Origin of the sequence: Streptomyces sp. MP131-18 (assembly GCF_001984575.1) — a bacterium.
Classification (GTDB): Bacteria; Actinomycetota; Actinomycetes; order Streptomycetales; family Streptomycetaceae; genus Streptomyces; species Streptomyces johnsoniae.
In genome coordinates this window covers 5,563,714-5,575,090 of sequence record NZ_LZNS01000001.1, presented here as the reverse complement: position 1 = coordinate 5,575,090, position 11,377 = coordinate 5,563,714, and the positions used below count along the sequence as shown (strand labels likewise).

Here is an 11,377-nt window from a genome sequence, read left to right as displayed (position 1 = left end):
CCGGGCGCAGCGCGTAGACGAAGACGTGCCGGCCGTCGACCTGGAGCACGTCCTCGGAGATCTCCGTGAACGTGAACGCGCCGTCCACCCGCACCTGGTGGTCGACCAGCACCGCCTCGGCCGCGTCGAAGAGCACCAGCCAGTCCGTGATGCCGCCCGGCACCGGCTCCCGGTCGTTCAGCGCGCTGTCGAACTGCTCCTGCTGCTCGGCGCCGAGCAGATCGCGCACCGGCACGGTCGTCGTCCCGGCCAGCACGTCGGGCGTCATCGCACTGGCCACCACGTACTCCTTGGCCAGCGTCAGGGCGGTCAGGACCTGCTCCTGCGAAAAGTTGTCCGTGGGCCGCGGGTCGGGCAGCCCGACGCCGCCGGCCCCGGCACCGAAACCCTCCGCCGGAGTGCCCACGTACAGGTGCGCCGGATCGGCGACGGCGGGCACTTCGCCCTCGGGGGCCAGCGCCACCATCGCCGCGGCGGGGCGGTCGGCCGGCACGACGGGACGCGCGGCGTACGGGTTGTTGGCGCCGAGGTAGATCGCGGCGGCGAAGGCCATCAGGATGATCAGGGCCAGCACGATGCCCTGCTTCGGCACCACCCGGCCGCTGCCGGGGACGGGCTCGGGGGTGCGGCTGCGCACCGCGGTGGTGTGGTCCTCCAGCCGCTGCTGGGCCGAATACTCCTGCAATCGGGCAGCCTTGACGAACGACTCGTCGAAGACGGTCGATGGGTAGTCTCCGTCCCCGGCTCCCGGGGCACCCCCGGGGGTGCCGTCCGGAGGATCAGTTCGCCCGGCCACGCTTCAAGCGTAGGTCGCCCGCCGGGAGGTAAGAAGCCCTCGTGGCCGCGGAATTTGACGACCGGCCGCGCGCACGTGCCGCGGGCACCGGCGTACGGGCCGCGCGCGGACCGCGCGCGAACGCGCCGTTCAGGACCCGGCTCAGGAGCCGTTCAGGACCCGGCGTCGGGGTATTCGGCGTCGACGACCGTCTGTTCCCCTTCGTCGCGCTCGGTGTCCCTGGTCTGCGCCTGACCCGCGCGCTGGACGGCTATGAGGGCGAAGGCGATGACACTGATGCCCATGACCATGGCCAGCACACACGCAACGGGCCGCTGCCAGCGGGCCGGACGCCAGGCCGGCGGCAGCACCTCGCGCCCGCGCGGCCCGCGTATCCCCTCGCCGCGGCCGGGCCCGCCCCCGTGCCGTCCGTGCCCGGCGCAGGTGCCGTACGCCAGATCGTCCTCGTCGTCCTCGTCGGGCAGATACCGCGTGTAGTCGGAACGGTCGAACCGCCCCTCGTCGTCCGGGTCTTCCTCGCCGTCGAACCCCGGCAGCCCGTCCGACGTGCCCGGGTCGAGGTCGGGGTCCCGGTAGAAGCCCAGCTCCGAGGCGGCCTCCGCCTCGGCGCGCTCCATCGCCGCGTAGAGAATCCGCTCGGCCGCGGTCGGCTCGTGTATTTTCGCGGCCTCGACGAAGTCGTCATCGAGGACCACGGCGGCGAACGCCTCGTCGGCTGCCCCGCGGTCTGCGCTGTCGGGCCCGTCGCCGTCGCGAAACGGCGGGCCCCCCACGTCGTCCGGCACACATCCAGCCTAGAAGGAATGTGCCCGTAACGGGAGGGCAGTCCGAAATTCACTCCCGGGTGTGACCGTCTCCCGTCACCACGTACGTGGTCGAGGTGAGCTCCGGCAGCCCCATCGGGCCGCGGGCATGCAGCTTCTGCGTCGAGATCCCGATTTCGGCGCCGAAGCCGAACTGCCCGCCGTCGGTGAAGCGGGTCGACGCGTTGACCATGACCGCCGCGGAGTCCATCAGCGACACGAAGCGCCGGGCCGCGGCCGTGTCGCGCGTGACGATCGCCTCCGTATGGCCCGAGGTCCAGCGGCGGATGTGCGTCACGGCCGCGTCGAGCGAGGGCACGACCGCGGCGGCGATGTCGTAGCTGAGGTACTCCGTCTCCCAGTCCGCGTCGGTGGCGGGCACGACCTCGGCGCCCGCGCCCCGGCCCGCGTCCTGGCCCGCCTTCTGCCACGCCTCGTCGCCGTGCACCGTCACGCCCGCCTCGCCGAGCGCGGCCAGCGCCCTGGGCAGGAAGCGGTCGGCGATCCCCGCGTGCACGAGGACCGTCTCCGCCGCGTTGCACACGCTGGGCCGCTGGGCCTTGGAGTTGACCAGGATGTCCACGGCCATGTCCAGGTCGGCCAGCTCGTCGATGTACACGTGGCAGTTGCCCACGCCGGTCTCGATCACCGGCACGGTCGACTCACGCACCACGGTCTGGATCAACGAGGCGCCGCCGCGCGGAATCAGCACGTCCACCAGACCCCGGGCCCGCATCAGCTCGTGCACCGACTCCCGGCTCTCGCCCGGCACCAACTGCACGGCGTCCGCGGGCAGTCCCGCCGACTCCACCGCGTCCCGCAGCACGCCGGCCAGCGCCTCGTTGGAGGAGTACGCGGACGACGAACCGCGCAGCAGCACCGCGTTCCCCGACTTCAGGCACAGCGCGGCCGCGTCGACCGTCACGTTGGGCCTGGCCTCGTAGATGATCCCGACGACACCGAGCGGCACGCGGACCTGCCGCAGCTCCAGACCGTTCGGCAGGGTCGAGCCGCGCACGACCTCCCCGACCGGGTCCGGCAGGGCGACGACGTCGCGCACGTCCGCCGCGATGGCGGCGATCCGCTGCGGCGTCAGCGTGAGCCGGTCCACGATCGCGTCCGAGGTACCGGCGGCGCGCGCCCGCGCGATGTCCTCCGCGTTGGCCTCGACGATCTCGGCCGCGCGGTCGGTGAGCGCCCCGGCGACCGCCTCAAGCGCGGCATCCCGCGCTGTGCGCGGCAGCGGGGCCAGGGCGGCCGCGGCCGCCCTGGCGCGGCGGGCGGTGGCGATGACGGGAGAGGTACCGTTCGAATCCGCGGTGTCACTCATGCCGGAAGCCTAGCCGCAGCCGGGGCGCTTCAGAACGGGTGCACGCCCACCGGAACGGCCGGCGGCGGACCGTAGCCCTCGGCGACGCGCTGGTGGTACGTCTCCCGGCCGATGACCTCAAGACCGACGATCTCCCACGGCGGCAGTTTCGCCGTGCGCCGGTGCTCGCCCCACAGCCGCAGCGCGACGGCGGCGGCGTCGTGGAGGTCCCGGGCCTCCTCCCAGTACCGGATCTCGGCGTGGTCGCTCGCGTAGCGGCTGGTCAGCAGGAAGGGGTGGTCGTCGGCGAGGCGCTCAAGGCCGCGCCGGACATCCGGCAGCGGCGCCTCCTGCCCCGCGACGCTGAGCGTGATGTGCCACAGCCGCGGCACATCGGCCCCTGCCCCCTCCCGTCGCTGTGCTTCCCCGACGCTGGCCAGTCGTCTCACCGGCAGCCTCCTGACATGGTGCTGAAGTGGTGCGGTGCGGCGCGGCGCGGCACCACGCAAGAGTGGACCAGCTCGCGTGCCCGGACGTGGCCCTTTCCCGGAACCTTCCGTGGAAAGACTGGTCTTTCACAGATCCGGCACCGGACCGGCCGCCCGCACGGGTACGCGCCCCCACCGAGGGAGTTATGCCCGCAACAGAACCAGGTCATCGCGATGTACGACTTCTCTTTCGTATGCCGGGCCGAGTTCGCGAGCGAGTTCGCGAGTGGAACGCCCGATCAGCTGCGGGATCTCCTTCGCGTCGAAGTTGACCAGGCCGCGGGCGACGGCCCGGCCCGACTCGTCGCGCAGCTCGATCGGCTCCCCCGCGGCGAAATCGCCCTCGACGCCGGTGATCCCCGCGGGCAGCAGCGAACTCCCGCGCTCCGTGATCGCCCGCACCGCACCCGCGTCCAGCACGACCGCCCCGCGCGGCGCGGAGGCGTGCGCCAGCCACAGCAGACGGCCCGCCGAACGGCGCCCGGTGGAGCGGAAGAACGTGCCGGTGGGCGCGCCCGACAGGGCGTCCGCAGCCTGGCTCGCGGACGCCAGCACCACGGGGATGCCCGCGCCCGTGGCGATCGCGGCGGCCTCCACCTTGGTGGCCATACCGCCCGTGCCGACGCCCGCGCGCCCCGCCCGGCCCAGCTCCACACCGGCCAGGTCCTGCGGCCCCGCGACCTCCGCGATCCGCCGCGTTCCCGGCCGGGACGGGTCGCCGTCGTACAGCCCGTCCACGTCGGAGAGCAGCACCAGCAGATCGGCGCGCACCAGGTGCGCCACCAGGGCCGCCAGCCGGTCGTTGTCGCCGAACCTGATCTCGTCGGTGGCCACCGTGTCGTTCTCGTTGACCACCGGGAACACGCCCATGGCGAACAGCTGGTCAAGCGTGCGGTAGGCGTTGCGGTAGTGCGCGCGGCGGCTGGTGTCGTCCGACGTCAGCAGGACCTGCCCGACGCGGCGGCCGTAGCGCGCGAACGAGGCGGTGTAGCGGGCGAGCAGCAGCCCCTGCCCGACGCTGGCCGCGGCCTGCTGCCGCGCCAGGTCCGCGGGGCGGCGCGAGAGACCCAGCGGGGCGAGACCTGCCGCGATCGCACCGGAAGAAACCAGTACGATCTGCCTCCCGTCCTGTTTCACCAGCACATCGACGAGTGCGTCCACCCGGTCGGCGTCCAGCCCGCCGGCCGCGGTGGTCAGCGAGGATGAACCGATCTTGACGACGACCCTGCGAGCCTCGGCAACCTCCCGCCGTCCCGCCCCCTGCGGCCCGGCGGCCGCGCTTGCGTCGCTCGCGGCACCGTCCGGCTCGCTTCTCCGCACCCGCGGCGACCGCTCCGACCGTCCCGCCCCCTGCGGCCCGGCGGCCGCGCTCGCGTCGCTCACTGGGCTACCCCTGCGTTCGTTCGTTCCCGGCGCTACCGGACTGCCGTCCGTAATGTATGCCACCCGCGTGAACGACCGCGCGCTCATATAAGCGCCCGCTGAGCGCCCCGCACCCCTCTCCCCCGGCGCCCGCGGCGAATTGCCGCGCCCGCCGCCCCGGCCTACGCTCGGTATCGAGCAAGCACATATCCGTATGCCGGGTGATACATCCCCAGAAGATCACCACCCTCAACCGGAGCCTCACTGTGCCCGCAGGACCGTCGCCCCGCCGCGGCGCGCCATGGTTCGCGCTCGCCGCCCTGCTGTGCCTCTTCATCCTCCAGTTCATCGGCGCCCTGCTGCCGAACGGGCCGCTGCTGTGCGCCGCCACGGCCGGCGGCCTCGCGCTCGACCTCAGCCTGCGCCACTGGCAGCCCGGCCTCCTCACCGTCATGACCCGGCTGCACGGTGACGAGGCGGTCAGACAACTGCTGCGGGACCTGCTGATCGTGATCGGTCTCGCGCACCTCTCGGGGATCGACACCGTGCCGCGGCTGGTGCTCGTCGGCGGCCTCCTCGCCTGCTACGCGGCGCACTTCGCCTGCCGCGCGCTCGGCGTCGTGGTCCGCAGGACCCGCACGCTGCCGATCGTCACCCGCAACATCGACACCAGCGCCCTGCGCCTGTCCCCCGCCCCGCCGCGGCCGCTGATCAGGCCGGGCCGCCGGATGCCGCTGTTCGCGGTGCCGGGCACCACCGGGCTGATGGCCACCGTGCTGACCGACAGCGCCGGGTGGGGGCTGCTCGGCGTCGGGGTGTCCCTCGCGCTGTTCGCGGGCTCGGCCGCGTACCTGGCGACGTGGCTCCTGCCGGGGAAGCGGCCGCCGGACGAGCAGCGCATGCTCGCCTGGTTCCGCGGCTGGCTGGCGGAGTACCGGCCCGAGGTCGGCATCTACTTCTCCGGCGGGAACGGCACCGCCTACCAGGCGAACATGTGGCTCTCCACGCTGGCCGCCCTCGACGGGAACACGGTGGTGGTGCTGCGCGAACGCGGCATGGTGCAGCAGATCGCCGCCACCGACGTGCCGATCGTGTGCCTGCCCCGCGTCGCGCACCTGATGCTGCTCGAACAGTCCTCGCTGAAAATGCTGCTGCACCCCGCCAACGCGCCGAAGACCTCGCAGATCCTGCGCGTTCCGTCCATCAAGCACGCCTTCACCAACCACGGCGAGAGCGACAAGCTGTCCAGCTGCAATCCCTACGCCAAGGTGTACGACCAGGTGTGGGTCGCCGGGCCCGCCGCGCGCAAGCGGTACGCGCTGGCCGACGTCGGCGTCGACGACCGGGACGTGGTCGAGGTCGGGCGGCCGCAGCTGGCGCCGATCCGGCCGTACGCCGGGCCGCCGGACCCGGCGGGTCCTGTGAGCGTGCTGTACGCGCCGACGTGGGAGGGCTGGACGGACGCGCCGGGCAACACCTCGGTGCTGCTGGCCGGCGAGAACATCGTGCGGGCCCTGCTCGCCGATCCCCGGGTCCGGCTGCTGTACAAGCCGCACCCGATGACGGGCACCGTCAACCCCCGCGCCGGCGAGGCCGACGCGCGCATCCGCACGCTCATCGCGCGGGCGAACGCGACGCCCCGCCGCCCGGCGGACGCCGAGCGGGGCGCGGTGACCGTGCCCACGGGGCGCGGCACGCGCGGCACGCCCCCGCGGGCGGCGCGCGCGCCGCTCGCGGCCGAGCTGGCGCGCCGGACCGCGGAGCTGAACGAGCTGACGGCGCGCGCGTTCCGGCCGGGCGCGGACGAGGTGGAGCGCATGATCCGGCAGACCGCGCCGCCGCCCGGCCGGGCCGAGGCGGTGGCGGCGGCGACCGAGGCGTGGCGGACCGCGTTCTGGGCCGCGCAGCCCGCGCGTGCGCACCTGATCCTCACCGGTTCCCGGCCGGACATCTACAGCTGCTTCAACCAGGCGGACCTGCTGATCTCCGACGTCTCCAGCGTCGTCGCGGACTACCTGGCCAGCACCAAGCCGTACGCGGTGGTCAACACCAGCGGTCTGAGCGAGGCGGACTTCCACGCCGCGAACCCGACGACCCGCGCGGCCACGGTCCTCGGCCCCGACGCGCACGGCATCCCCGCGCTGCTCGACGGCGTGCTCGACCCGGCCCGCGACGCGTTCGCGGCGGAGCGGACGAGGCTGAAGGAGTACCTGCTCGGGCCGTCCCAGCCGCCCTCGCAGGTGCGGTTCCAGCAGGCGGTGCACGCCCTGTGCGCCGCCGCGGACGCCCGCAGGGCGCGGCAGGCGCGCCTCGCGGGCGGCGGGACGGAGCTGCCGATACCGCGATCGACCGGCCACACCGCGTCCCGCTAGGTCCTGTCCTGTCGATCTTGTCGGATAAGCCCGCGGCGTCAGATGCGGTGCATCGCAAGGCGCCGGATCGCAGCTCATACCTGTCCGTATTCGCGCGATTCGGTAACGCAGCGAGGTGCCGTAGCTGGCGTCGCGGGCCCGGCAAGAGCGGCCGGACAGGACCTAGGGTCCCGGCGCGGAACTAGCCTTCCGTCAGGACTCCGCCCGGCCGTGGTTCCAGCCATCCGGCGATGCGGGCGACGGCCGCCGCGAGCGCCTCCTGCTGGGACACTCCCGCCCGTTTCGGCACGGCGAACCCGTGATCGGCGTCGGGCACTTCGATGATCTCGGTGCCGGCCGGGAACTCGGCGGGCCTGCCGAACGGGTCCCGGCCGCCCTGCACCACCAGCACCGGAACGCCCGCGCCGGTCAGCTCGCCGGCCCTGGACCGTTCCGGCTTCCCCGGCGGATGCAGCGGGAACGACAACGCCAGCACGGCGCGCGCGCCGATTCCAAGCGCCGTACGGCAGGCGACCCGGGCGCCCGCGCTGCGCCCGCCCGCGACGACCGGCAGGCCCGGCCGCGTCAGGGCGGGCCACAGCGCGGTCCAGGCGATGTCCAGGGTCCGCGGGGCCGGGGCGACCTTCTTGCCCGCCACCCGCCAGGGCTGCTCGACCAGAGCGACGGTGACGCCGAACGCGGGCAGGGCGTCGGCCAGCGCCCGCAGGTCCGGCGCCTCGATGCCGCCGCCCGCGCCGTGGCCGAGGGCGAGGACGGCGCGCGCGTCCGCGGCCGCGTGCCAGGTGATGCGGGCCTGACCGACGGGGGTGTCCACAGTGCGGCTCATGCGCCCAAGTCTGCGCCCGCACGGCCGCCGCTCCCCCACGGGACACCCCGGCGTCACCTCCCGTTAAGGTGCGGGAGTGATGAGCAGTGCACGTGCGACAGCGCAGATTCCCCGGCAGCCGGGCGACGCCGCGGCTCCGAAGCAGCGCGACGCGTTCTTCGACAACGCCAAATTCCTGGCGATCGTGCTGGTCGCGGTCGCGCACGCCTGGGAACCGATGCGCGGCGACTCGCGCACCGTCACCGCGCTGTACATGGCCGTGTACGCCTTTCACATGCCGGCGTTCATCGTCATCGCCGGCTACTTCTCCAGAAGCTTCGACGGCAGTCCGCGCCGCGTGGCCCGGCTGATCACCGGCGTCGCGGTGCCCTACGTCGTCTTCCAGCTGGCCTACACGTTCTACATGCGGTGGCTGGCCGAGGACACCAGCACCTACATTCCGCTGTTCGAGCCCAAGTGGCTGATGTGGTTCCTGCTGGCGCTGTTCATATGGCGGCTCACCGTTCCGGTGTGGCAGGCGGTGCGCTGGCCGCTGCCGCTGGCCCTGGCCATCGCGGGCGCCGCCACCGCCTCGCCGACGCTCGGCGGCGACCTCCAGATGCAGCGCGTGCTCCAGTTCCTGCCGTTCTTCGTGCTCGGGCTGTGCCTCAAGCAGGAGCACTTCGCGTTCGTGCGCCGGGGCGTGGTGCGGCTGCTGGCGCTGCCGGTCTTCGCGGTCGCGCTTCTCGTCGCCTACTGGGCGGAGCCGCGCATGGAGTACCAGTGGTTCTACCACCGCGACACCGCGCAGGAGTTCGGCCAGCCCTGGTGGGCGGGCTTCGCGATGACGCTGCTGCTGTTCGCGTGCGCGGTGGTGCTGACCGCCTGCTTCTTCGCCCTGGTGCCGGGCCGCACCACCTGGTTCTCCGTGCTCGGCGCCGGCACCCTCTACGGCTACCTGCTGCACGGCTTCTTCGTGGCCGGCGCCCGCGAGAAGGGCTGGTACGACGCCGAAGTGCTCCAGGAGATGTCGACCTTCCTGCCCATCACGACGGTGGTCGCGGCGGCCGGCGTCACGCTGCTGTGCACGCCGCTGGTCCAGCGGATCTTCCGGCCGCTGATGGAGCCGAAACTCGCCTGGTTCTTCCGCCGCCGCCCCGCCGGGCACCGCGCGGACGACCGGTAGTTCCGCGGCCGTTCCCGCGGGCGGGCAGCGGGGGGCGACGGGCTTCTCGGGGGCTGCGGTTGAATGAATCTCGTTCTCATAGTGCGGTGCCCGAAGTGAGTTGGGGGAACGAGACGGTGCGTGTGCTTGCGGGCCGGTATGAACTGGTGCGATTCGTCGGCCGGGGCGGCATGGGGGAGGTCTGGGAGGGCCTGGACCGGGTGATCAGACGCCGGGTCGCGGTCAAGATGCTGCCGCACCACCAGGACGAGGCGAGCACGGAACGGTTCTTCCGCGAGGCGCGCGTCGCCGGCGGGCTGAGCCACCGCGGGGTGGTCACCGTGTACGACATGGGCCAGGACCCGGACGACGCGACGCTGTTCCTCGTCATGGAGTTCGTGGACGGCCGGGACCTGGCCGCGCTGCTGCACGAGGACGGGCCGCCGCCGGTGCCCACCGCGCTCGACTGGGCCGCGCAGACCGCCGCCGCCCTGGCCGCGGCGCACGGGGCGGGCGTCGTGCACCGCGACCTCAAGCCGGGCAATCTGATGCGCACCGCGGGCGGCGAGATCAAAGTCCTCGACTTCGGGATCGCCCGTTTCGTGGCGGCCACGAACAAGTCCAGCCAGGTCATGGGCACGCTCGCCTACATGCCACCGGAACGGTTCGCCGAGCAGCCGGGCGATGCCCGCTCCGACCTGTACGCACTCGGCTGCGTGCTCAACGAACTGCTGACCGGGCACACGCCGTTCGAGGCGACCGAGCCGGTGTCGATGATGACCGCCCACCTGTACCGGACGCCGACCGGGCCCGGCACGCGGCGCGACGGGGTACCCGCGGCGCTCGACGCCCTGGTGCTGCGGCTGCTCGCCAAGGACCCGGCCGACCGGCCGGCCTCGGCCACCGAGGTCCACGACGAGCTGCGGCGCCTGGGCGAGGAGCCGCCGGTCGCCCCGACGGCCCCGGCGCCACCCGCTCCGCTGCCCACCGAGGGCGCGCCGGGCGGCCCGGCCGCCCCGCACGCGCTGCCCACCGCGACGGCGCCGCCGCCCCGGCCCGGCCATCGACCGTCCGTGGGCCCGTTCCCCGCACCCGCAGAACCGTCCCCGACCCGGCGCCGGGTGCTGAGCCTGGGCATCGGCGCGGCCGTCCTGGCGGCCACCGGCACCGCCGCGGTACTGCTCTCGCAGGGCGACGGGAAGGACACCCCGCCGGCCGCCGACGCCGACGCCGACGGGGCCGGCGACCCCGCCCCGCCCGAGGTCCTGGACGACCGGCCCTCGGCGCCGGCCTCCCGCGCCTGGGTCTTCGAGCTCGCCGCGATCCTCCCCAATGCGCCCGTGGTCTCCGACGGTGTGCTCTACGCCGCCGGCGACGGCACGACGCACGCCATCGGCCCGGAGAACGGCGTCAGCAGGTGGGAACGGGAGACGCCGGGCAGCCTCTCGTTGGCCGTGTTCGGCGCGGTCGTGTACGTCGCCTGCGCGGACGGGCGGCTCTTCGCGTTGGAGGGCGGCACCGAGAAGTGGGTGTTCTCCTCGGGCAAGGAGGGCAGCGCCGAGGTCGTCGCGGGCGAGGAGATGGTCTGGCTGGCCGCCAACGAGGCGCTGTTCGGCATCGACGCGGCGACGGGCGAGGAGAAGTGGCACTTCACCGCGGAGGAATGGATCGATCACACGCTCACGGTGGCCGCGGGCACGGCGTCCTTCAGCAGCCGTGACGGCCTGTTGTACGCCGTGGACGCCGTCACCGGCGCCGTGCGGTGGATCGTGTCCGGCACCCGCATGTCACGGCCCGCCCACGCCGACGGCGTGCTCTACGTGGTGCGGGGCAGCGACACCGTGCAGGCGCTTGACGCGGCCGGCGGCGACGAGAAGTGGTCCGCGCCGCTCGATGAGGAGGAAGGGCTGTGGGGCCCGTCACCGCCCGCGGTGGCGGACGGAACGGTCTACGTCGGGGGCAGCTCGCATCTGGCGCACGCCTTCGACGCGGAGACCGGCGAACGGAAATGGACCTCCGACGACGCGGGCGGCCTGGCGGGCAGCGTCCCCGTCATCGCCGACGGCATGGTGTTCGTCGCCGGCCTGGAGGACGACGAGGGCCCGGTGTACGCCCTCGACGCCTCCTCCGGCGAACAGCGGTGGCGCTACCCCACCGGCGCCCAGGTGGGACGCACCGCGACCAGCGGCGCCCCCGCCGTTGCGGACGGCCTCGTGTACGTGACCAACGAGCTCGGCGTGTTCGCGATCGAGGCCGCCGACGGCCGGGGCCCGTGAG

The 11,377-nt window shown here is 73.6% G+C and carries 9 protein-coding genes; 3 read left to right on the top strand and 6 right to left on the bottom strand.

Annotation, left to right across the window (positions count from 1 at the left end):
- The 5 genes from STBA_RS25135 to proB form a co-directional block, all read right to left on the bottom strand.
- On the bottom strand, window positions 1-796 hold a 796-nt coding region (locus STBA_RS25135), incomplete at its 3' end, for a hypothetical protein (protein ID WP_171987783.1).
- Between the two features lie 152 nt (window positions 797-948).
- On the bottom strand, window positions 949-1,581 hold the full coding sequence (locus tag STBA_RS25130; RefSeq protein WP_077061409.1) for a hypothetical protein: 633 nt from the start codon (window positions 1,579-1,581) through the stop codon (window positions 949-951).
- Between the two features lie 49 nt (window positions 1,582-1,630).
- Window positions 1,631-2,929, bottom strand: coding sequence for a glutamate-5-semialdehyde dehydrogenase (locus tag STBA_RS25125; protein WP_077061408.1), 1,299 nt, complete (start codon window positions 2,927-2,929; stop codon window positions 1,631-1,633).
- Window positions 2,930-2,958: 29 nt separating this feature from the next.
- Window positions 2,959-3,348: a hypothetical protein gene (locus STBA_RS25120; RefSeq protein WP_253195276.1), complete on the bottom strand. Its 390-nt coding sequence runs from the start codon at window positions 3,346-3,348 to the stop codon at window positions 2,959-2,961.
- 192 nt (window positions 3,349-3,540) lie between these two features.
- Window positions 3,541-4,779, bottom strand: a complete 1,239-nt coding sequence (proB, locus tag STBA_RS25115; protein WP_290443907.1) for a glutamate 5-kinase — start codon at window positions 4,777-4,779, stop codon at window positions 3,541-3,543.
- A gap of 245 nt (window positions 4,780-5,024) precedes the next feature.
- Between proB and STBA_RS25110 the strand changes: the two genes are divergently transcribed.
- Window positions 5,025-7,130: a hypothetical protein gene (locus STBA_RS25110; protein ID WP_077061406.1), complete on the top strand. Its 2,106-nt coding sequence runs from the start codon at window positions 5,025-5,027 to the stop codon at window positions 7,128-7,130.
- A 181-nt stretch (window positions 7,131-7,311) separates the two neighbouring features.
- Here the strand turns inward: STBA_RS25110 and STBA_RS25105 are convergent, their stop codons facing one another.
- The gene (locus STBA_RS25105) at window positions 7,312-7,956 is read right to left on the bottom strand and encodes an alpha/beta family hydrolase (protein ID WP_077061405.1); all 645 of its coding nucleotides are present in this window, start codon (window positions 7,954-7,956) and stop codon (window positions 7,312-7,314) included.
- Between the two features lie 79 nt (window positions 7,957-8,035).
- Between STBA_RS25105 and STBA_RS25100 the strand changes: the two genes are divergently transcribed.
- The gene (locus STBA_RS25100; protein ID WP_079252150.1) at window positions 8,036-9,121 is read left to right on the top strand and encodes an acyltransferase family protein; all 1,086 of its coding nucleotides are present in this window, start codon (window positions 8,036-8,038) and stop codon (window positions 9,119-9,121) included.
- Window positions 9,122-9,207: 86 nt separating this feature from the next.
- Entirely contained in the window at window positions 9,208-11,376 is a 2,169-nt protein-coding gene (locus STBA_RS25095; RefSeq protein WP_253194981.1) for a serine/threonine-protein kinase, read from the top strand.
- Window position 11,377 lies beyond the last annotated feature (1 nt).